Source organism: Mastigocladopsis repens PCC 10914, assembly GCF_000315565.1.
Taxonomy (GTDB): Bacteria; Cyanobacteriota; Cyanobacteriia; order Cyanobacteriales; family Nostocaceae; genus Mastigocladopsis; species Mastigocladopsis repens.
In genome coordinates this window covers 2722736-2745460 of sequence record NZ_JH992901.1, presented here as the reverse complement: position 1 = coordinate 2745460, position 22725 = coordinate 2722736, and the positions used below count along the sequence as shown (strand labels likewise).

18 protein-coding genes are annotated in these 22725 nt (G+C 43.9%); 7 read left to right on the top strand and 11 right to left on the bottom strand.

Annotated elements, in window-relative coordinates; all coding sequences use genetic code 11:
- Positions 1-5 precede the first annotated feature (5 nt).
- The 6 genes from MAS10914_RS0114385 to trmD form a co-directional block, all read right to left on the bottom strand.
- Positions 6-1820 (bottom strand): ABC transporter substrate-binding protein, encoded by a 1815-nt coding sequence (locus tag MAS10914_RS0114385; protein ID WP_017316640.1) that lies wholly within the window; start codon positions 1818-1820, stop codon positions 6-8.
- 121 nt (positions 1821-1941) lie between these two features.
- Entirely contained in the window at positions 1942-3729 is a 1788-nt protein-coding gene (locus tag MAS10914_RS0114380; protein WP_017316639.1) for an ABC transporter substrate-binding protein, read from the bottom strand.
- A gap of 116 nt (positions 3730-3845) precedes the next feature.
- A complete protein-coding gene (locus MAS10914_RS0114375) occupies positions 3846-4448 on the bottom strand; it encodes a PIN domain-containing protein (protein ID WP_269635055.1) in 603 nt (200 codons plus the stop codon).
- Between the two features lie 12 nt (positions 4449-4460).
- Positions 4461-4928 carry a hypothetical protein gene (locus MAS10914_RS0114370; RefSeq protein ID WP_017316637.1) on the bottom strand — a complete coding sequence of 156 codons (468 nt, stop codon included), beginning with the start codon at positions 4926-4928 and terminating at the stop codon, positions 4461-4463.
- 186 nt (positions 4929-5114) lie between these two features.
- Entirely contained in the window at positions 5115-5594 is a 480-nt protein-coding gene (gene ispF, locus MAS10914_RS0114365; RefSeq protein ID WP_017316636.1) for a 2-C-methyl-D-erythritol 2,4-cyclodiphosphate synthase, read from the bottom strand.
- A gap of 73 nt (positions 5595-5667) precedes the next feature.
- A complete protein-coding gene (trmD, locus tag MAS10914_RS0114360; RefSeq protein WP_017316635.1) occupies positions 5668-6405 on the bottom strand; it encodes a tRNA (guanosine(37)-N1)-methyltransferase TrmD in 738 nt (245 codons plus the stop codon).
- 685 nt (positions 6406-7090) lie between these two features.
- Between trmD and MAS10914_RS0114355 the strand changes: the two genes are divergently transcribed.
- Together MAS10914_RS0114355 and cphA are read left to right on the top strand one after the other, a co-directional pair.
- Entirely contained in the window at positions 7091-7954 is an 864-nt protein-coding gene (locus MAS10914_RS0114355) for a cyanophycinase (RefSeq protein WP_017316634.1), read from the top strand.
- Positions 7955-8127: 173 nt separating this feature from the next.
- Complete coding sequence (cphA, locus tag MAS10914_RS0114350) at positions 8128-10830, top strand: cyanophycin synthetase (protein WP_033365264.1); 2703 nt, start codon at positions 8128-8130, stop codon at positions 10828-10830.
- Positions 10831-10882: 52 nt separating this feature from the next.
- Here the strand turns inward: cphA and MAS10914_RS0114345 are convergent, their stop codons facing one another.
- Positions 10883-11056 (bottom strand): Sec-independent protein translocase subunit TatA/TatB, encoded by a 174-nt coding sequence (locus tag MAS10914_RS0114345; protein ID WP_017316632.1) that lies wholly within the window; start codon positions 11054-11056, stop codon positions 10883-10885.
- A 316-nt stretch (positions 11057-11372) separates the two neighbouring features.
- Between MAS10914_RS0114345 and MAS10914_RS0114340 the strand changes: the two genes are divergently transcribed.
- Positions 11373-12029 carry a LabA-like NYN domain-containing protein gene (locus MAS10914_RS0114340; protein WP_017316631.1) on the top strand — a complete coding sequence of 219 codons (657 nt, stop codon included), beginning with the start codon at positions 11373-11375 and terminating at the stop codon, positions 12027-12029.
- 76 nt (positions 12030-12105) lie between these two features.
- On the opposite strand, the gene MAS10914_RS0114335 is transcribed toward MAS10914_RS0114340, so the two are convergent.
- The 4 genes from MAS10914_RS0114335 to MAS10914_RS0114320 all read right to left on the bottom strand — a co-directional run bounded on the left by MAS10914_RS0114335 (position 12106) and on the right by MAS10914_RS0114320 (position 17965).
- Entirely contained in the window at positions 12106-13287 is a 1182-nt protein-coding gene (locus tag MAS10914_RS0114335; RefSeq protein WP_017316630.1) for a hybrid sensor histidine kinase/response regulator, read from the bottom strand.
- Positions 13288-13478: 191 nt separating this feature from the next.
- Positions 13479-13928, bottom strand: coding sequence for a response regulator (locus MAS10914_RS0114330; protein WP_017316629.1), 450 nt, complete (start codon positions 13926-13928; stop codon positions 13479-13481).
- Positions 13929-13981: 53 nt separating this feature from the next.
- Positions 13982-16264 (bottom strand): ATP-binding protein, encoded by a 2283-nt coding sequence (locus MAS10914_RS0114325; RefSeq protein ID WP_017316628.1) that lies wholly within the window; start codon positions 16262-16264, stop codon positions 13982-13984.
- A 159-nt stretch (positions 16265-16423) separates the two neighbouring features.
- Complete coding sequence (locus MAS10914_RS0114320; protein WP_017316627.1) at positions 16424-17965, bottom strand: serine/threonine protein kinase; 1542 nt, start codon at positions 17963-17965, stop codon at positions 16424-16426.
- A gap of 200 nt (positions 17966-18165) precedes the next feature.
- On the opposite strand from MAS10914_RS0114320, the gene cbiT reads away from it, so the two are divergent.
- The 4 genes from cbiT (at position 18166) to dps (ending at position 22520) form a co-directional block, all read left to right on the top strand.
- Positions 18166-18768: a precorrin-6Y C5,15-methyltransferase subunit CbiT gene (gene cbiT, locus MAS10914_RS0114315; RefSeq protein ID WP_026082556.1), complete on the top strand. Its 603-nt coding sequence runs from the start codon at positions 18166-18168 to the stop codon at positions 18766-18768.
- A gap of 79 nt (positions 18769-18847) precedes the next feature.
- Positions 18848-19732: a phosphatidate cytidylyltransferase gene (locus MAS10914_RS0114310; RefSeq protein ID WP_017316625.1), complete on the top strand. Its 885-nt coding sequence runs from the start codon at positions 18848-18850 to the stop codon at positions 19730-19732.
- A gap of 930 nt (positions 19733-20662) precedes the next feature.
- Positions 20663-21559 (top strand): AraC family transcriptional regulator, encoded by an 897-nt coding sequence (locus MAS10914_RS0114300; protein WP_017316623.1) that lies wholly within the window; start codon positions 20663-20665, stop codon positions 21557-21559.
- A 412-nt stretch (positions 21560-21971) separates the two neighbouring features.
- Positions 21972-22520, top strand: coding sequence for a DNA starvation/stationary phase protection protein Dps (gene dps, locus MAS10914_RS0114295; protein ID WP_017316622.1), 549 nt, complete (start codon positions 21972-21974; stop codon positions 22518-22520).
- Positions 22521-22725 lie beyond the last annotated feature (205 nt).

Here is a 22725-nt window from a genome sequence, read left to right as displayed (position 1 = left end):
AATAACTATTCTGCGACTTTAATTTCATACTTGTTCCACAACGCTCCTCTTTGAGAACCCATAGCAGAGAATTTTACATTTTCTAGGCGATCGCGTACTGCTGCTAAAGATAAAGGATTCACCAAATAAACAAAAGGTAAATATTCCTGTGCGAGGCGTTGCGTTTCGGCGTAAATTTCTTTACGCTTGTTTTGGTCAAACTCTTGCGCTGCTTTTACATAAAGACGACCAATTTCTGCCTCCCAATCTGGGACTTCTCTACCAATCAGAGGTTCTCGTCCTGGTAGTGATTTTTGGTTAAAGACGTGTAATCCACCATCAGGTGTCCACACATTTACTCCATCATGTGGTTCTGGTCCTCCAATAAAGCTACCTATGTAACATTCCCAATCGAAACTGTTAGCAAGCTTGTCTGTGAGGGTATTAAAAGTAATCGGGTTAAAATCAACTTGAATACCAATTCTACTTAAGTCTTGCTTTATTTGCGCCCCCATTGTCACACGGGTTTTATTTTCAACATTAGTTAACAGAGTAAAGCGTACGCGATTACCATCAGCATCTAACAGCTGGTTTCCATTATTATATTTAAAACCAGCATTTAAGAGTAATTCTTTAGCTTTTTCTATATTGTAATCATACACTTTCACATCTTTGTTTGGAGGAGTATAAAAGGGGCTTTGAGTTTCAATAGGTGAATTTTGTAGCGTACCAATTCCCCGATATACATTAGTTAGTATTGCTTTTCTATTGATGGCATGAGCAACTGCTCGCCGAAATGCCAATGTATTAAACCAACGAGATTTCATCGGGTTAATAAGAGGCTGTCCGTTTCGCTGGCCTTTGTTTAAATTGAAGGAAATAAAAAGTGTACTAAAGTCTGGACCACCATTGTATATAGTAAATTTTCCTCTTTTTTCTTCCCGTTTGAGTAAGGAAAAATTTTCAGGACTCACTGTAACTGTATCTAATCCACCAGAGCGAAATTGTAGAATCATCGTATCGGTAGATTCTATAATTTGCCAAACAATTCGCTCAACATAAGGCAATTGATTTCCTTGGCTATCTTTGCGCCAGTAATAAGGATTACGCCGAAATACCACACGCTGACTAGGAATGTAACTTTCTATTTTATAAGGACCATTAACAATAACTTTTGCCGGATCAGTACCTGTTGTCCAAGTCGAAAGAAATTGAGGATTGCCATTTGCATCTTGAGATTTGATAGATGCTTCTAAAGCGTGTTTTGGCAAGATAGCAATTGAATTTGTTGATGCTCCTCCAGCCGTGTAAAGAAAAGGTGAAAAAGGCTCAGGGAAAGTAAATTCAACTTGACGATTATCTATTTTTCTGATTTTTGGAAAATCTCCACTCGAACCTATTTTCAGTCCATCTTTCCAATCAGTAGGAATCTTTGGGTTGAAAATGATATCTTGATAAGTGAAGATGACATCATCAGCAGTTAGTGGTTCGCCATCAGACCATTTCAAACCCTCGCGTAGGGTAAAAGTAATCAGCTTTTTATCATCAGAAATATTCCATGATTCAGCTAAAGCAGGCTCAATTTTCCCTGTCATAGCGTTAAGGGTTGTCAGTCCTTCAGCCGTAAACAAAAAAACGTGAGGATACTCTTGATTGAAGGCGTAGTTAAAGGTTTTCGGGTCGCCGATAGTACCTGTTACCCATTGGGAAATTTGCGCCGCATTAGTCTTGAAGTTTGCTGGGTTGCAGCTTGTGAAAAATAACTGACAACTCAGCCATAGAATTAGTATCAGTACAGTTGAAAGCCAGCGACGGCGAAAAGGGAAGAGGACAGAAAGCATGGGATAGAAATTCTAATCTTTTCGCATCATACACTTCAGTGTCCAGCCTCTACGACAGAAGGCAATTAACGAGTCTAAACAGTAGGTTAGGCATAAGCATTACCTAACCTACCATATATGACTAATCAGTCACCTTGATTTCATGAATGTTCCAGAATGCGCCGCCAAGAGCAGAGTATTGAATACCTTCAAAGCGATCGCGCACCGCTGACAATGAATAGACGTTAACCAGGTAAATAAACGGTAAATATTCCTGGGTAATCTGCTGACTTTTCGCATAAATTGCTTTAACTTTAGCTTCGTCAAATTCCCGTGCAGCTTGGATGTAAAGCTTGCCTATTTCTGCTTCCCAAGGAGCCACCTCCCAACCCTGAATCGGCTTTTGTCCTGGTTGAGGTTTCTGATTAAACATATGTAATCCGCCTTCTGGTGCCCAAACATTCGCACCATCATTCGGTTCTAACCCGCCTGTTAATCCCATTAGAGATGCTTCCCAGTCCAAGCTGTTAGAAACTTTGTCTGTGAAAGCACTCCATGCCAATGGGGTAAAATCGACTTGAATACCGATTTTGCTCAAGTCTTGTTTAATTTGCGATCCTAGTGCCTCACGGATTTTATTTCCTGCATTGGTGACCAAAGTGAAGCGAACACGGTTTCCCTCAGCATCTAGTAGCTGACCTCTGTCATTATACTTAAATCCTGCTTTGAGCAGCAGTTCCTTTGCCTTTTGTGGATTGTAATTATAAACTTTCAGCCCTTCTTTAGGTGAAAGGAAATACGGGCTTTGTACGGAAATTGGAGAATTTTGTAGTTCTCCCAAACCACGAAAAGTGTTGTTAATCATCGTTTCGCGGTCGATGGCATAAGCTACCGCCTGCCGAAATTCCACAGTATTGAACCAACGGGATTTTACTGGATTGACCAGCGGCTTGCCGTTCCTTTTACCTTTATTAAGATTGAACCAAACAAAATTCGTACCAGCGGCTGGACCACCATTGTAAATTGTGAAATTACCTTGTTTTTCTTGCTGCTTCAGCAAAGAAAAGAATTCTGGCGACACCCCCACAGAATCCAATCCGCCAGAACGAAATTGCACCAAGGAAGTATCTGTGGATTCCACAATTTGCCAAATAATGCGTTCAACATAAGGCTGACGATTGCCTTTATCATCCTTACGCCAGTAGTAGGGGTTGCGGCGCATAACCACACGTTGACCGGTTTCGTAACGTTCTAGTTTATAAGGACCGTTGACAATAATTTGGTCTGGAGGAGTATCAACGCTCCACTTTGATAAAAAGGTCGGCTTCCCCTCTGCGTCTTTCGTCTTTACTGATTCTTGCAACGCATGGGCGGGTAAAATTGGATAACCTGTATTGAGCAGGAAAGGTCTAAAGGGTTCCGGTACGCTAAACTCAACGCGACGCTCATCTAATTTTCGCACACTGGGTAGCTTACCACTTTCACCAATCCTCAAGGTGTCTCTGACATCGGTAGGAATCGCTTGGTTGAGGTAAATGTCGTTGTAAGTAAACACCACATCATCTACTGTTAGTGCCTGTCCGTCAGACCATTTCAAACCCTCACGCATGGTAAAAACAATCCGCTTTTTGTCATCAGAAATTTCCCACGATTGAGCTAGGGCTGGTTCGACTTTACCAGTTATTGAGTTTTGGGTAATTAACCCCTCAAGAGTTAATCCCAGAAGGGTTGTTGTTGATGCATCTTGATTGAGTGGGTAGTTAAAGGTTTGTGGGTCACTGAGCATGCTGCGTACCAGCTGGGGCACTTGAGCAGCTTTGGTTTTAAACTGACTGGGATTGCAGCCATTTAGGGCTAACGTTACCCAAATACCCAGTAATGCCAAAATCCAACTACGTCGGAAAATTTGTTTAAAAATGCCAATATTCATAAATATTTACTTTATATTTAAGTAAGAAGGCTAATATTGTACCCAATTGAGGTATATTCTAGTGCTGCTAAAGCAGTTTTTCACACCAACCCCGTGTAAATTCATATGCAGCAGACTCAATTGGACTGAGACTGTAGCCAACCAAGCAAGTTTTGGGTGTTGTTGAAATACTGAACACCAGTATCTCGTAAAACCTCTGTCACTTCCCGTTTGCCGAATTCCTTGGAATTGTTACTTAAAAATACCTTAATTTCATCAGGATGCAAGCGTGCGTGGTGAACTATGCACTCCAAAATTAGTTTGTCTATAACGTGTTTTTCTAGAATAGGTCTATTTAAACTTTCGTGAAGGATGGCTGTATTTAATGTAATCATTTCTGTCTTGCTACAAAGCTGGTTAAAAGCTGTATAAAAACGTTGTTCTATGTCATTCTTTCGTCTATTAAAGCTAACTCTGGCTTGGTCTAGCAGAGTACGAAGTGATTGTGCATTGTGTGAAGTTTTATCTCGTTCTGCCTCATTGATTTGAATGTCCAATCGTCTCAAGAAGTCTTTACTATATTTCTCCTCTTGCTCCAATGTCGTAAGAGCTTCTACATAACAAATACTTGGCACTGCTAAACGGACTGATGTCGGCGTATTTTTCAGTAAGTCTTCTGCTTGAGAATCTTGCCCTTTAGCAATGCTCATCAAAAAATTTGTCTCAACGTAAAGTATCACTGCTAATTATTATTAATAAGCTTGAGTGGTTCCCTCTTCTAATAACTGCAACAAACCGATTTTTGCCATCTCTTTAGATGCTGGCGATATTTCTGATTTCCAATGATAAGCTAAGTCACGCAGCCAGGCTTCTGTCAATCCTGTAAGGTAAAAACTAAATATTTTTTTGTTGCTAAATTCTGGATCGTAATGACTTAGCACGTTAGCAGTATTAAGGCAGAGAATCGGTTCTGACAAATTCTTCCCGTCCCATTTAAAAATTAGAATTTTATCTACATCAACAAGCATGGCAAAGGGAATCAGGATTTTTGCAGCTTGCAAGTAATCAATCAGCCGCAAAATAGCATATTCTTTAGTTTTTTTATCTGTGAAATTAAACGGAAAACCTTTGATTTCCGCTATCAGAATAACTTGCCTCTCTTTATCTAAGGCAACAAAATCTGGACGGTCTACATTATTGTCTAAATCTATGGCTTGCATAGCTATCATTTTCCACCAAGTTATGTTTTATTTGCTGCTGTCAACCATTGATTTCCATCCTAGCTAATTCATGCTTTACAGTTGTTTGCAATTGCATTCAATCCATTTCTTGTAGGGTGGGCTGGCTGTCCTGCCCGCCCATAGTTTAGGTAATAATGCTGGGCAGTGCCTATCCTACTTGGAAATTTATTCCTGCGTCAGCAAAACAACAGCGTAAGCACTAATCCCTTCCTCGCGTCCAACAGGACCTAATTTTTCATTGGTGGTCGCTTTGACACCAACTTGATTCGGCTGTATTTGCAAAACTCCGGCTATTTTTTCCCGCATCGTCTCAATATGGGGTTTCAATTTCGGACGTTCAGCCACAACGACCGAGTCAACATTGCCTATCTGCCAGCCTTTTTCCCGAATCAACTGATGGACTTGACTTAATAGCACCAAACTATCTGCGCCTGCCCATTGGGGATCTGTGGGAGGAAAATAATGTCCAATATCTCCCAAAGAAAGCGCCCCTAGCATAGCATCCATAATTGCGTGTGTGAGAACATCAGCATCGCTGTGTCCCAACAAACCTAATGAGTGGGGAATATTGACACCGCCCAAAATCAGGGGGCGATCGCTCACCAAGCGGTGAATATCGTAGCCGTTACCAATGCGAATATTCATTTTTTAGTCATTAGTCATTAGTCATTAGTCATTAGTCATCAGTTGTGGCTCACAAGTCAAGAGTTTCTCCCCATCACCCTTTCTCAGCGTCCCCGCGTCCTTTCGTCCCCGCGTCCTCTTCCCCCCGCTTCTCCTGCCAACTTTTAAGCAAATCGGGGCGGCGCAGGCGTGTTCTGTTGATTTGTTGTTCGTAGCGCCACTTAGCAATTTCGGCATGATTGCCAGAAAGCAGGATATTAGGGACTTTCCAGCCGCGAAACACCGCCGGACGGGTATACTGGGGATAGTCCAACAGTCCTTCCTCAAAGCTTTCTGCCGTGAGGGACTCGACTTTACCCACTGTTCCCGGTAGAAGGCGCACCACACCATTCATTAATGCCATTGCTGGAATTTCTCCACCAGTGAGAATAAAATCGCCCAAAGACACCTCGCGGTCAACTAAATGCAGCACCCGCTCATCTACCCCTTCGTAATGACCACAAATCACGACCAACTGCTCATAATTCGTCGCCAATTCTCGCAGCAGCGGTTGATTCATTGTCTGACCTTGAGGACTCATCAAAATAACCTCTCGTCGATGTAGAATCGGCAGCGACTCTACAGCAGCAAAGATAGGTTCTGGCTTCATCAGCATCCCCACACCGCCGCCATAAGGTTCATCATCAACTTTCCGGTGCTTGTCAGTGGTAAAGTCGCGTGGATTAATCAGATGCACTTGGGCAATCTGTTTTGCCAGAGCCTTACCTATCAGCCCGGTGTTGAGAACGGAGGTAAAACAGTCAGGAAACAGCGTAACTATATCAAAGCGCACAGTATTTCGTATTGGAGGACACTAATCTGAAATTGGAACGTCTCTTTACCCTGAAGCTGATGTTGTGTAACACAATATCTCAACAACATCAAGCGTATCTAAAAGTACCGGAAATGTGAGATTTTCCGTGTCAACACAAGTTTTTCTAATTACTTAATTTATGTTTAAATATTGTCACATCTACCTTTAAATTATTAAACTGAACCGAGTTAACAACTTCCAGGATGCATCGAGCCAGCCTCAGAAAAAAGGGGGTCTTGACCTGCTTTTCTCCCTCCACGCAGGTTGTAGGGGGATATGGGGTAGGGGAACCCACAAATAAATTCGGGAGATTAAATAAAGAATCTGGTTGTTTTTCTCTATGCACAAATTCAGAGACTTCAAACCAAATCTTCAAAAGTACAGGGTTTCAAACCACCCTATTCCCTTACACCTCCCGTATGGGCATAAACCTTTGCGCCCCTACACCCATAGAGGCGCAAAGCTTTGCGCCCCTACATCCTACCCCTTTGGGGACTTAGGTGAAAAACAAGGTACCTCTGAGTGAGGAACGGCAAAGGACACTCTGCACTTCTGAGGCATTTTGTGCGTGAAGCACTGTCCTCCATAAGAAGCGAAGCGTAAAAATCATCAGGCGAAAGCTACCTTGTTTAATTCATCTGAGGTTGTTGACAGGAGAAACACAATGCCGCAATTAAAAGCTAAATCGCTGGAAATGAGGACACCCCAAGCTACTAAAACCGCCGTTCTGGTCATCGGAGGCGCAGAAGACAAAGTACATGGACGCGAAATTTTGCGGACATTTGTTAGTCGTTCTGGTGCCAGCAATGCCCATATTACAATTATTCCCTCTGCCTCCCGTGAACCAAGCATTATAGGTGGTAGGTATATCCGTATTTTTGAAGAAATGGGTGCTAAGAAAGTCGAAATCTTAGACATTCGAGAACGGGAACAGTGTGAAGACTCCTACATCCAAGCATCCCTAGAAGGCTGTACGGGAGTCTTTTTGACAGGCGGAGACCAATTGCGCCTCTGTGGCGTCCTGTCAGATACGCCAGCAATGGACATTATCCGGCAGCGGGTCAGATCAGGGCAACTCACCTTGGCAGGCACAAGTGCAGGGGCGGCGGTGATGGGGCATCATATGATAGCAGGCGGAGGTAGCGGTGAATCGCCAAATCGCTCCTTAGTAGACATGGCTACAGGTTTAGGATTAATCCCAGAAGTGATAGTAGACCAACACTTCCACAATCGCAATCGCATGGTGCGGCTCGTGAGCGCGATCGCAGCTCATCCAGATCGCCTGGGGATCGGTATTGATGAAGATACATGTGCCATGTTTGAGCGCGATGGTTGGCTACAAGTCTTAGGCAAAGGAAGTGTGACGATTGTAGATCCAACCGAGGTGACTCATACAAACGAGCCACATGTAGGAGCAACTGAACCGTTAAATATCCACAATCTACGACTGCACATTCTCAGTCACGGCGATCGCTATCACTTGTACCAGCGTACAGTATTACCTGCTGTGTACCGAGTCTCCAGCTGACGGCAAACAGTAGCAGAGGTTACACTGGGTTGACCGCTAATTTTTAGGTTGCAGCAGAAAAAGCGAGAATAATACGATGTAAGAAGAAAAAACTGTTTACCATGAACAGTTAAGCGGTCAATTCCAGTAAGAAACTAGAATTTTGGTTCCGAATCTCCATCTACCTATTTCCCATGAGAATCCTCAAGATCCAGACCTTACGCGGCCCCAACTATTGGAGCATTCGACGCCACAAGCTGATTGTCATGCGCCTCGATTTAGAAAACATTGCCGAGACGCCCACAAACGAAATTCTCGGCTTTTATGAAGGATTAGTTGAGGCTCTGCCCAGTCTGGAAGGTCACTATTGCTCGCCAGGCTGTCGAGGTGGTTTTTTGATGCGGGTGCGAGAAGGCACCATGATGGGTCATGTTGTGGAACACGTAGCCATAGAACTGCAAGAATTGGCTCTTATGCACGTAGGCTTTGGGCGAACCCGAGAAACGTCAACATCGGGAGTTTACCAGGTAGTGTTCGAGTATCTGAACGAGGAAGCGGGACGCTACGCTGGCAGAGCAGCTGTGCGGCTGTGCCAAAGTATTGTTGATCGGGGTCGCTATCCAAAGGCAGAATTAGAGCAAGATTTGCAAGACCTGAAAGACTTATGGCGTGACGCTTCATTAGGACCGAGTACGGAAACACTAGTCAAAGAAGCAGAAAAAAGAGGCATTCCCTGGATGCAGCTGGGCGCACGCTTTTTGATTCAGCTAGGGTACGGCGTGAATCAAAAGCGGATACAAGCGACCATGACAGACAATACCGGCATCTTGGGAGTAGAACTAGCCTGCGACAAAGAAGCCACCAAACGCGTTCTTGCCAACGCCGGAGTCCCTGTACCAAGAGGTACGGTGATCAACTTCTTGGACGATTTAGAAGAAGCCATAGAACATGTGGGTGGCTACCCCATCGTCATCAAACCTTTGGATGGCAATCACGGACGCGGTATCTCCATCAATATCACTTTCAGGGAAGAAGCAGAAGCTGCATACGATTTAGCCAGACAGATTTCCCGGTCAATTATTGTTGAGCGGTATTACACCGGGCGCGACCATCGGGTACTAGTGGTGGATGGCAAAGTGGTAGCAGTTGCTGAACGTGTGCCAGCTCATGTGATTGGCAATGGCAGATCCACCATCTTTGAGCTGATTGAGGAAACTAACAAAGACCCAAACCGTGGTGAAGGACATGATAACATCCTCACCAAAATTGAACTAGACCGCACCAGCTACCAACTCATGGAAAAGCAAGGTTTCACCCTTAACAGTGTGTTACCTAAAGACAACATTTGCTATCTCCGGGCAACGGCAAACTTGAGTACAGGGGGCAGTGCCGTAGACCGTACAGATGAAATCCATCCTGAAAATGTTTGGTTAGCACAACGGATAGTCAAACTTATCGGTTTGGATATTGCAGGAATTGATATTGTGACATCGGATATTAGCCGTCCCTTGCGAGAAGTGGATGGTGTGATTGTAGAAGTTAACGCCGCACCTGGATTTCGGATGCACGTTGCTCCAAGTCTTGGTATCCCCCGTAATGTCGGGGGAGCAGTGCTAGATATGTTGTTCCCTGCTGACAAAATCAGTCGCATACCCATTCTTGCTGTAACAGGTACCAACGGCAAAACCACAACCACCCGGCTCTTGGCACACATTTTTAAGCAGACTAATAAGGTCGTAGGTTATACAACGACTGACGGAACATATATTGGAAATTACTTAGTGGAAGTCGGAGACAACACTGGTCCCCAAAGTGCCCAACTCATCCTGCAAGATCCAACTGTAGAAGTCGCAGTACTCGAAACTGCTCGTGGGGGTATTCTCCGGTCTGGATTGGCTTTTGAAGCGGCTAATGTGGGTGTGGTCTTAAATGTTGCCGCAGACCACCTGGGAATAGGCGACATAAATACTATTGAACAGTTGGCGCATCTCAAGAGTGTGATTGCTGAAGCTGTATTCCCCGACGGCTACGCAGTCCTCAATGCTGACGACGGGCGAGTAGCGGCTATGGCAGAAAAAACCAAAGCCAATATTGCCTACTTCACCATGAACCCAGATTCGGAATTGGTGCGAAAGCACATTCAACAGGGAGGAGTCGCCGCAGTGTATGAAAATGGCTATCTGTCAATACTAAAAGGCGATTGGACGCACCGGATTGAACGCTCAGAAAATATACCCCTGACAATGGGCGGACGTGCGCCGTTTATGATAGCCAACGCTTTAGCAGCTTCTTTAGCAGCGTTTGTGCAAAATGTATCAATAGAACAAATTCGCGCAGGCTTGAATACATTTCGCGCTTCAGTCAGTCAAACGCCGGGACGGATGAACTTATTTAATTTGGGGAACTACCATGCTTTGGTAGACTATGCCCACAACCCAGCTAGTTATGAAGCGTTAGGGGCTTTTGTCCGTAACTGGACATCTGGTGAACGCATTGGGGTGATTGGAGGACCAGGCGATCGCCGCGATGAAGACTTTATCATGTTAGGTAAACTAGCAGTGGACATTTTTGACTCCATCATCGTTAAAGAAGATGATGACACCAGGGGACGGGTGCGGGGTACAGCTGCTGATTTAATTGTTCAAGGTATTAAGGAAGTCAACCCCAACTGCCAGTATGAAATTATTCTCAATGAAACAGACGCGGTTAACAGAGCCTTAGACACTGCTCCAGATAATAGTCTAGTCGTCATTTTGCCAGAAAGCATCAGCCGCGCTATTAAGTTAATTGCAGCGCGTGGAGTTATTAAAGAAGAAGTCCCTCAACAAAATACCAACTCGTCCACCGTAGATTCCCAAATTGGGGTGACATCTTCTGTGGTCAATACGCTGTTATGAGTTCTAAAAAAGGAAGAAAGAAGATAGAACTTGATTTTTCAACTTTCTTTCTTCAATCTTCTGTTTTTTCCGGATTAGTATCCTCACTGGGATTTTTCAGTTCCTCCTTAAAACCCCGCAGAGTTTTACCCAGTGCGCTGCCTAATTCCGGAATTTTTTTTGGTCCAAAAATGAGAACAGCGACCAAAACAATGACACCTACTTCCGTCCATCCCAATCCAAACATAAGCCTCCCCTGTCTAGGGAACCAAACGACAGTTCTTCATTAACTATAGACAAATGTGGTCAGGCTACTACCAAATTCACAGGTTTAAAGGCTAAATTTCCGTTTTTTTGTTGACCGCAGCAGAATGGCATTGTTAAAAATAAGAGAGATTACAAAAGGTCAAGATTTGTATCTTTTAAGATGACGTGCAAAACAAAGCAGTGTAAAAAATAAAGAAAATATTAAATTTTTGGCTTTTTCCATCTGTCCGTTTTAAGTCGAACGATGTTCACGGCTTTGTTTAATAAAAATCACGCACGCTCGGAGTTGTATTTCCATGCAGCTACTTCCACGACCTCAGCATAAGAACCAACGGCGCTTAAAGTTGGAACCTGAGACACCGTTGAATGTGACACAACTTTCCATTCTTGAGAAACCAGATATTGAGAGTGCAAATACCTTACAACCGTACCATTGGAACAATTTTCCAAACAATAAGCGACAGCAACGCATTGCCATTTTTATTGATGGCGCAAATTTGTTTTATGCAGCAATGCACCTCAATCTTGAAATTGATTACACCAAACTACTGCGTTATCTGACAAGGGAGCGTCAACTGCTTAGGGCTTACTTCTACACAGGTGTTGATTCTGCAAATGAAAAACAGCAAGGCTTTCTGCTCTGGATGCGTCGCAATGGCTATCGTGTGGTGAGTAAAGAACTAACCCAGCTCCCAAATGGCTCCAAAAAAGCGGATTTGGATGTAGAGATTACGGTCGATATGATGACCTTAGCAAGGTACTGCGATACCTTAGTTCTGTTGAGTGGAGATGGCGACCTTGCCTATGCTGTTGATACTATCAGTTACCAAGGAGTCCAAGTGGAAGTTGTTGGTTTAGGTTCAATGACCAGTGAAAGTCTGATTAGCGTTGCTGACTCCTATACTGATCTTGAACTGATCAAACAAGAGATTCAAAAAAAGAATGTAGGATGAGTTGAACGGAGTAAAACCCGACAGGTGTAATTTGTAGTGAGCGCTGTCTTGGCGTTTAGCGCTCACTACGAAATCATCAAATCAGAGGTCGCTTCGGTAAAGTTACTGTCACCCTAGTTCCTCGTCCCACCTGACTTTCCAAGGTAATATCGCCGCCATGTAACTCTACACACGCTTGAGCAATGGCTAGTCCCAAACCTGTTCCAGGAATTGTGTCAACGTTACTCCCACGACTGAAAGCTTGAAACAAGTTTTCTTGATCCTCTATTGGTATACCAATTCCCTGATCTTTGATGTAAAAGATAACTTGTGAGTCATTCCCAATCAGGTGCAACTCTATATTGCCTCCATCTGGGGAGTACTTAATCGCATTGGACATTAAGTTAACAAAGATTTGCCGCAAAAGTAAGCCATCGCCCCAGAAGCCCTTATGATCCCCAATGATCTTATAAAGCAATTGATGGCGATTGCTCACTTTTTCTCGCTGCTCTTCTATCAACTCAGAAAAAAAGTGGCACAAATCCAGCGGTTGCGGCTTAAACTGGGCTTTGTTTAACTCAAATTGATGAAACACAAGTAAGTCATCAACTAACTTACCCATGTGGCGAGCTTTCTGTTCAATGATTTGCAGAAACCTCTGCTGTTTTGATTCATCCAGCTTATCGCCATATTGCTTGAGGGTTGATGCAGCCGCCAGAATGGAAGTTAACGGCGTTCGATACTCGTAAGAAACCGTTGTGATGATTTGGGATTTAAATGCGTTAAGTTTCTGTTCTCTCAAAAGAGCAGCTTGAGTTTGAGCAAGCAGTTCAGCCTGTTGGATAATCAGGCGCTGTCTTTCCTTTGTTTTGCTAAGCACACTTTCCAATTGCGCTTGCTGAATCACATTGCGGACTGCTAACTGTAGCACATCCGGTTTCAGATGTTGCTTGACCAGGTAATCTTGAACACCCCTTTTCATCGCTTGTACGGCGACCTCTTCATCACCTTGTCCTGTCAGCATAATTACGGGCGCGGGAGGCTCAAATCTCTCCTGCTTAAGCTGATCTAGGATTTCTAGCCCAGTCATGTCAGGTAGGCAAAAATCCAGTAGAATAACGTCGCAGAGTATTTCCTCGCACAAAGCAAGTCCGTCCTTCGCAGAGTCTGCTTCCAAAATCTGGTAGGACTGGTGAGAATCTTTCAAGAGATATCGACGATAGATTCTCCGATCCTCTGCACAATCATCAATGATGAGTAGCGTCCTGGTGTCTGGCATAAGAAGGATGAGGGAGACTTGTTGTACTCCTTCATCAAGCTTCTCACTTATCAAAAGACTTTTAATAAAAATTTAAAAAAATATAAATAAAATCTAAAATTTGTAGTAGAGAGGCTCGTTTTAGCCATCTACAACCATCACACATTCAAAGAATCCCTTCTAACTGAAATCTAATGTCCTTAAAGGAGTCATTAACCAGCAGCTGGGGGAGTATTGACCTCCAACCAGTAATCTACAAACGCCTGAATCGTCTTTTGTAGCTCTTGAGCATCCATAGGCTTGATAAGATAGCCATTTGCGCCTTTTTGGTAGCAGAGTTCAATATCCCTTGGGTTAGATGATGTGGTGAACACAACAACGGGGATTTCCCTTAAACTCCTATCTTGCTTGAGCCGTGACAAGATATCACGACCATCAATACCAGGCAAATTGAGATCGAGCAAGATAATAGAAGGTCGTGGCGCAATGTTAGAGTTTTGATAATTCCCCTCTTGATAGAGAAAGTCTAAAACCTCATCCCCATTAGTACAGCGATATATAGGGTTCTGGACAGCCATCCGCCGCATGAGGCGTTGCAGTATCCTAAAATCCTCATTGCTGTCCTCAACAACCAGCAGTGGTTCATTGAGTTTTGTGGTCATTTGTTGTCTTCAAAAATCGTATTAAAAATTTACATTTTTTCAAAAACACTAGATTATTTTAGCGTAAAATAGAACACTGAGCCATCACCTACGGTAGACTCAACCCAAATACGACCACCATGGCGCTCAATAATCTTCTTGGAAATGGCTAGCCCCGCACCTGCACCACCACCGTACTTTTCCTGAGAGTGGAGCCGTTTGAAGAGTCGGAAGATAGTCTGGTGGTGATGTTCTGGAATACCAATGCCATTATCTCGGATATAAAAGACAGGCTGTACTGAGGTTTGCTGTTGCAGTTGGAGCAGCGCTTTTTCTGGCTGTTCATCCGTATCCAGGTATCCAATTTCAACCCATTTTTCTGGCTTATCGTTATATTTAAATGCATTGACAATCAGGTTACTAAAGACTTCGCTGACAAGAACTGGGTCACATTCAATTCTGGGCAAAGGTCTGGCTATGCGAATATCGAACTTAGCTTGCGGACGACTGGCACGTAAAAGATTCATCACTCGGTGGAGTAATTCGTTGAGGTCAGTTGCTTGCAAGTGTAGTTTTGCTTGCCCTAACTGGGAGAGTCGCAGGAGGGAATTAATGAGAGTTTCCATCCGTTGAGACAAGGATACTACGGTTTGTAAGTACTCAATTCCATCCTCATCCAGGAGTTGGGCGTAGTCTTCCAGCAATATACTTGAGTAGTTATAGATGCCCCGCAAAGGTTCCTTTAAATCGTGGGAAGCGGCGAAGGCAAAGGAAGCTAGCTCGTGGTTGCTGCGTTCTAACTCTAGGTTTATTTTGGCTAACTCATCTGCCTTGGAAAGGACAATGCCCACAATCGCATTCCTCAGAGCAAGGGCGCTGTCAAGTTCACACGATTTCCAAGGGAGCGAAGTCAATCGAACCGTTTCTTGCCACAGTTCAAAAGATGCTCGTGGACAAAGGGTAACACGACCATCGTCATGAACCCGAATCGATTCATTCGGGTTCCCTGCCCACTGTACCGTTTGGATGACTTCAGGACGAAACCAGAGGATGTAATAGGGGCGAACTTTAGAAATCCGCAACAGCAGCAAACCACTGGCTGTATCTTTGAAGGCAACAGCCTCTGGGTAAAGCTTGGGCAGAGAATGCGTGGAAAATAGGTTGTCGCCGTATGAAGTGTCTGCCCAATCAATCAGGGCACGAACTTCCTGAATATTTGGTGTTGCTCCTACAAGCGTAATGTCATCATCCAGACAAACTGCTGCTCCTTGAGCATTGACGACATCCAGTAAGCGAGGCTTAGGAGAGACAAGCGCTTCTCTAAAATTGTTTGCCTGGGAAATGGACTCTATGAAATCAGATTGTAGCGATTGGAGCTTGACCTGATAGTCAAATTCGGACTGATTAACTTTGTGTTCTAGTTCTTGCGACATCATCTGTCCCAAAAATTCGCAAATTTTCCGCACTTCGTAAGGAATATACTTCGGAGTTTGATGATGGCAGGAAATTAATCCCCAGAGTGTTTGTTCCTTGATGAGCGATATGACCAGGATGGCTGCTACACCCATGTTTTGATGGTATTCAACACAACAGGGATCAACACTCCTGAGTACAGATAAGCTTAAGTTAACAGGTGTAGAATGGGTTTCGGAATCTTCAACCGAAACGAGCTCGACTGGTTGGGCATTTAAATTGGGAATGAATCGAAGCAAGCCGCGCCTATATAACTCCCTAACTTCCTCGGGGAGATCCGTTGCAGGATAGTGCAGCCCTAAATAAGGTGATAAATCATTCCGTTTGCCTTCGGCAACTACGGAACCCGCTCCTTGAGCGTCAAATTGATAGACCATCACTCTGTCAAAACCTGTGATTTTTTGCACTTCGGATGCGACCAAATGCAAAAAATCTGCGAAGTTTGATGTCTTCCGCATTTTGGCGATCGCCTCACCCGCCAAGGCATGGAAGCTCAAAAAGCTGATCTGGTTAACAGAGTCAGTTGGTTCTAGCTCAAGAATCACAGTATCTTCTGTACGATGAGCAATGCCGTCAAAGTATTGCTCACCCTTGGAGGTCTCAATTGAAAGCTTGAAGGAATTGACACCACCTCCCTCTTGTTGCCAGCACTGCTGAATAGCTTTGACTTGTTCTGAGTCAAGTAAAGTGCTAAGAGGTTGACCGAGCAACTCATGTGGCTCTTTGCCTAAGAACTCCTGGGTATTGTTACTTATTTGCAGGATTTCTAGCTGGGGACTGAGCGCCAGTAGTACGCCGTGAGGCTGGATCGAGCAAGGGATATGAATGGGTTCGTGGTGAATTAGATTTGTGGTTTGGGTAGGGGTAACTTCAGATTGGCTCATAGCTCGACTCACGAGAACCGAACTTCTTTTGTTTTACGATACCGCAATTAAACGTTACATTTCTTGAAATATTAACTGATAAGTAGGGGTATGGTTTAAAGAAATTTAAAATTCAAAAAAAGAGAATTTCCACTTGCCTCACACCCCATACTCCAAGCTCTACTCTTGCGTCAGGGGTAAACCTAACCAATCGCTTAATTCATGAGCGAGCCATTCAATTTCCGGTTCAGACTCAATAGGACCATGACTACCACCAAGCTGATACTTATGCACTCCTGCCCAAATTATCAGTTGAGGTGGAACTTCAATTCTGTTGCCCTCAGAGGTTGTTGTAAACGTTTTCGGCAAATACACCAACTTAGTAATATCCTGTGTTCGTGCTGAAGCAACACGATTGAATTTCCATCCAAACACATCCCAAATAAAGTTAATTTTTTCCCGATTTAAACGAAGTCGAGTCCGTCTAAATAACGGAAATAGAATCCAAGACAACATCTGAAAACCCGCACCCCAAAAGGGAAGCGAGAACAAGGCAAATGGTATGTTTGCCGGAAAAGGTGCAGCGATGGCGTTAATTGTCCAGAAAAGAATAAATGAATTCCAGGCAATAGCAAACAAAACCATGAACGTCATCGATGGCTGAAAACCAGTCGGTGGAATGAAAATATCTAAAGAATTTTCATCTTTATTCATTTTGATTTTGCTACCAGCTGGTTGAGTAATCTTGATGGTTAAATGATTACGTCCAGACTCATCTTTTCTGTTAAGCTTTTGCGGGACAATTTGTGTTTGTTGCTCCTGAGCCTTGCTCATCCAATGCTTTCCGTCCCAATACCAAGTCCCTCGAATCCCATTTGTGAAGCGCATTTCTTCTGGGTATGGCTGTTGCAAAAGCAGTGGATGTTCCAACGCTGCAAGAGCTGAACGCGCAGAACTCAAGCGTCGCTCTAAACTGGGTTCGCTCATCCACTTCAACCACTCACTTAAAGCGGGACTGAGAATCGCAGCCTCCTCAAATTGAATTCGCAAGTCCTTTTGGGGTAAATCCGCAGGTTGAGAACCGGTGACTAAATAGATTAAAGTTGCACCCAAGCTGTAGAGGTCAGACGCAGGAACCGTACGTCCACCAAATTGTTCTGGTGGCATATAGCCATAAGTTCCCACTATAGTCATTGTCCCGTCTTCAGAGGCTGCCGCAGTCTGCACCGAGCCAAAATCCACCAAGTATATTTGACCTACACTATTGCCAGAGCGGTTGCTCAGCAAAATATTGCTAGGCTTAATATCGCGGTGAATTGTAGCAGGTTTTTGCTCATGTAAGTAAATGAGAATTTTTAAAAGTGCTTTGGCTATCTGTTTGACTTCTGCTTCCGTAAAAGTACGCCCAGCTTTTATGTATTGCTCCAAGGTTTGTGCTGGGATATAGGTCTGTACTAAAGCAAACCCTTTTATATTTGATGAATTTACCTCAAAATAGTCTAAATAGCGAGGAATAGACGGATGTGCTAGTTTTTTTAAAGTTTCTGCTTCCCGCTCAAACAGTTTGAGATCATCCCACTCAAAGTCACTGCTAAAAGACAGTAACTTGACAACAACCAATTCACCTGTTATGAGATCACGAGCTAAAAACGTTCGTCGCCCAGCTTTTTTCCCCAATTGTTGCTGTACTTCGTAGCGATCGCCTAATACTTGACCATTCATTAGGATTACTTATGGTTATAAATTTAAAACCTTTTTCTTCATTTTATTTTCCTAAATTAGGCAATCATATATCTTTAACATAATTGTACGGTTCTTTGCCCTTCTGTGATGTTGGGGTTGCAAAGAGAGGGTACTGGAAATGCTTACCCAGCCTAGTTTTTCCAATTTAAATTTTAAATGAGCGAATGCGTGAATTGCCTATGCCCTCCCAACATTGGCCTTACATTACTCCTGGTATTCCAGATGATTTGTTTGAGCGCTTGCCTGGAATTCCCCTGAGCAAGCGAGAAATTCGACTGCTGTTGATTGCCCAACTACGCCTTTTACCTCACACAGTGTTATGGGACATTGGTGCAGGGACAGGAACTATCCCAGTAGAAGTGGGGTTACTATGTCCAAGTGGGCGGATCTTCGCTGTAGAACGGGATGAAGAAGTTGCCAACTTGATCCGGCGCAATTGCGATCGCTTTGAAGTGAAGAATGTCGAAGTCATTGAAGGGAGCGCTCCTGAATGTTTGCATGATCTAAAGGCTGCTCCTGACCGTGTTTGTATTGAGGGAGGACGTCCCATCCAAGAAATTATGAAAGCAGTGTGGCGTTACTTGCTACCCTCAGGTCGAGTTGTCGCCACAGCTGCTAGTCTAGAAGGTCTGTATGCTATTTCTCAAAGCTTTGCTCAGTTGCAAGCGAGAAATATAGAAGTCATCCAGTCGGCTGTGAACCGCTTGGAGACGCGAGGTTCTTCTCAGAGCTTTACTGCCGTCAACCCTATTTTTATTCTCAGTGGTGAGAAACTAGACTAGAAAACAAAGTACGAAGAAAGAAGATGCAAAAATTTTTTCATTCTTCATTCTTCACTCTTCACTCTTCCTTCTTTTGCCCATGCCTTGGTCTCGGATTGTTAGTGGAATTGTTGCAATAGCTCTTGCTTTGACTGCGACCCTTTCGGGTGGGTGGTACTTTACTATTTTATTTGCAGTTCTCATCTTTTTAGGGCAGCTAGAATATTTTGATTTGGTGCGAGCAAAAGGCATGGCTCCTGCTGCTAAAACCACCATATTCGTGAGCCAAGTCTTGCTGATCATTTGCACTTTGGATGGGAGTTTAGCCGATGCTGTGATGCCAGTGGCTGGCACTTTTATTTGCTTTTACCTGCTGTTTCAGCCCAAAATGGCAACAATCGCGGATATTGCCGCTTCCATTTTGGGGCTATTCTACACTGGGTATCTGCCAAGTTACTGGGTGCGGTTGCGATCGCTCGATGGTATTGCTATCAGCAATCTCCCCACAACTGATTACCTGTCCACAATTTGGACAAATGTTGTGGAAAGAAACTTTGGCTCTTTACCTCAAGGTCTGACAGCAACAGTACTCACCTTCCTTTGTATTTGGGCAGCGGACATTGGTGCTTACATTATTGGTAAATTCTTTGGTAAAACCCCTCTGTCGGAGATTAGTCCTAAAAAAACAGTCGAAGGAGCTGCTTTTGGGGTTTGCGCTAGCGTTTTCGTAGCTGTAGTTGCAGCCTCTTCCCTCAATTGGCCTAGATTCGCCTTTACTGGTGTAGCACTAGGTTTGCTCATTGGCATTGCGGGTCTTTTAGGCGACCTGACCGAATCTATGCTTAAGCGCGATGCTGGGGTAAAGGATTCAGGGCAGTTAATCCCCGGTCATGGAGGGATCTTGGATCGTACGGATAGCTATATTTTTACGGCTCCTTTAGTTTACTATTTTGTCACGCTTCTGTTGCCGTTGCTGGCAAATTAGTGATGCATTCGGCTGATCCCAATTCTAGATGAGGTTGCGCTTTATTCACTCACAACCCTTAGCCTAGGGCTACACAAACAAAGCTCCGTAAGTCCTGCAGACAGGCTCCGCCAACGCGAGTACGTGCGCTTTGCGCTCAGTTAAGAGGGCGCAGGAAACCATGCACGGCAGTCGCCTGCGGAGGAGCCAGTACGCAAAAGACGCGTTTCCCGTCGCAGGAGGCTGGCGTTGGAAACCCTCCCAAGAGCGCTGCGCTGCCTCACTGCAGGACTTCTCTGTGCCTCCGCAGGCTAATTAGGCACATCTTCATAAAGAAACGGTATGAGTAACAAATATTAAATACAAATGATGAATTCTGAAGCAGAAATTCTGCGCTCATTCATCATTTTTCATATTTCTTCTTATTGTGAACCTCTTTATAATTCTATTGGCTTTTATAAAGATGACTTTAATTTACTTTTAATATTTTGTGCTAATAGTAATGATAACTATTACTAAAAACAACAAGATGTTTCGGTATCTAACCTTGGGCTATATTCCTTAGCAACGGAGACAATTTCCGTTGTCTTGCCTTCAAAGGAAAAAATGGTTGCAACGCCTGTTTCTATCAAAGAGTAACACTCAAAAGGTTTGTCAATTTCAAAGGCTGAATTTCACGCGCCGCGTGGCAATTCAACTAGATACTTAACATACAGCGGTTTTCAAATGATTAGACCACAAATCTTTGGGTGGGCATTGCCCACCTTACAGAAAACCGCTGTATGTTGTCATCAGCCAAGAAATTGTCTGCGTGTACAAGTGTTACTTCCAAAAGTAACGTCCTCAAATAGTCGCCCAAGAAGTTAGCACCGACACCACCCACTACCAGCCCTAGCCAAATATGTTTTAGGCCGAATTAACGGCAAAAGCCTAGCAGATGAGGTGAAATCAATGCCACAAGAGAAAGCTTTAGCCATTGATGTGACTGGAGTAGAAGCTCGCCAAGGTGTACTCCCCAGACCATCTCTGCTATCTAGTTACCAAGCTGGATGGGAGAACCTGTCTCTGGAGTACCACCTTCAACCAGAGTACGAAAGCCCTGAACATTACGCATCACATTACACACTTGTGATTCGTCTTAAAAGTCAGTCAGGGCTGGAACGGTGGCTAGGCGATTGCCACAAGAGCGAGAACTGCATCCCAGGCGACGTAGCGGTAATTCCTCCTCAAGTGATTCACAAGATATCTTCTCCTCAAGAATCGGAATTTATCGCTTTGTGCTTGGACTCTCAGTTTGTCTTAAATATTGCTGGTGAGTCAGTTGATCCTGATGTTTTGGAAATTATACCACACTTTTCCAAACCCGATCCGCTCATTTATCAAATTGGGCTTGCCCTGAAGACAGCGCTGCAATCAGATATGTTGGCTAGTCGCCTTTACGCTGAATCAATGGCAACTGCACTGTCAGCGCACCTGTTGCAGCATTACTCGGCACCAAAGCACACGCTTCAAGAATATCAAGGAGGATTACCGAAGTATAAGTTACAACGAGTCATTGAGTTTATTATCGACAATTTATCTGAGAATTTACTGCTTGGGACTATGGCACAGGAAGTAGGCATGAGTCAGTACCACTTCGCCCGCTTGTTCAAGCAGTCTACAGGGCTTTCTCCCTACCAGTATGTGATTCACTGCCGGATTGAGCGTGCGAAAATATTACTCCTACAGAGCCAACTAAAAATTTCTGAAGTTGCTTCGCAGGTGGGTTTTGCTGACCAAAGCCAATTCACACGTCACTTTAAGCGCCTGTTGGGAGTGACGCCCAAAGAAATTCGCTCTAAGAAGTAGCAAGAATGTTCTAAAACAGCAAGAATCATCTAGACAGCAGGATCAGCGTTTTATATACCTTAGATAAAAATCAAATCCCTATTAGTCTCGGCTAGTGGTGTTCGATCCAGTAGATTCTCCTATAGCTTGTGGAGACACAAGGCTAAATTCTTGCTCCTCAAATTGAGCAAGGTTGTTTACCCAACAACTTTTGCAGCAGCAAAGGAGGCTGGGGATAACTCCTCCCTTATCCCCCGCATTTCTTGATGTGGCGCCAAGAAAGAAATAGCCCTGCCAAATTCAGAGGTGTTAGGAGAAATCGAAACAAAGTGATGAGTACTGCGGTGCATCTCCCAAGAGACGTTTGCAAAAAAGTGCTTGTTGGGCGTTCTACCACTACGTCCTTTTCCTATCTCTTAATTGAGGAGAACGTATGAACGATAGTCGCAAGCCTCGTTGTACTCGCTTGGATGCCACTCGCAATAGTACATCTTTGGAAGTTCAATCGCAAGTCATTGACATTCTCAACCAAACACTTGCAACTACCGTTGATCTGAAGACTCAGGTCAAGCAAGCGCATTGGAATGTTAAAAGCATGAACTTTCGTCACTTGTACGAACTGTTTCATGAAATTGCAATGGAACTAGAGATGTACATTGATTTGCTTGCCCAGAGAGTTACAACCCTTGGTGGTTTGGCTAGAGGAACCGCTCGGGCTGCTGTGAAACAATCAGTATTACCTGAATACCCCTTTCATATTACAGAAGGTCAAGAACACATAGCATCCCTCGCAGAGCGTCTAGCCATCTATGGCTCTTTGCTGTGGGAGAATATTGACCGTACTGCCATTCTGGGGGATGCAGATACCGCGTACTTGTACGCAGAAATCTCTATGGTAATCGACAAGCGTCTATGGTTCTTAGACGAACAGCTGATGACCTCTTGCTTTGATGAGAATTATCCGGTAGCTTCTCATAACTAAGAAACAACTGGAAAATTTTCTCTGTGCCACTGAGTACAGGATTGCATAAATTCGTAACAATTCTTGGCAAAGGTGCGGGCAATCGCAACTACCAGCCTTAGTATTACGAAATTAGGAAAGACTGTACTCAGGTAAGCCATCACATTTTGTGGCTAGAGATATAATTAAAAATAAAAAATTAACTCAGTTAGTTCTTTACTTTTAA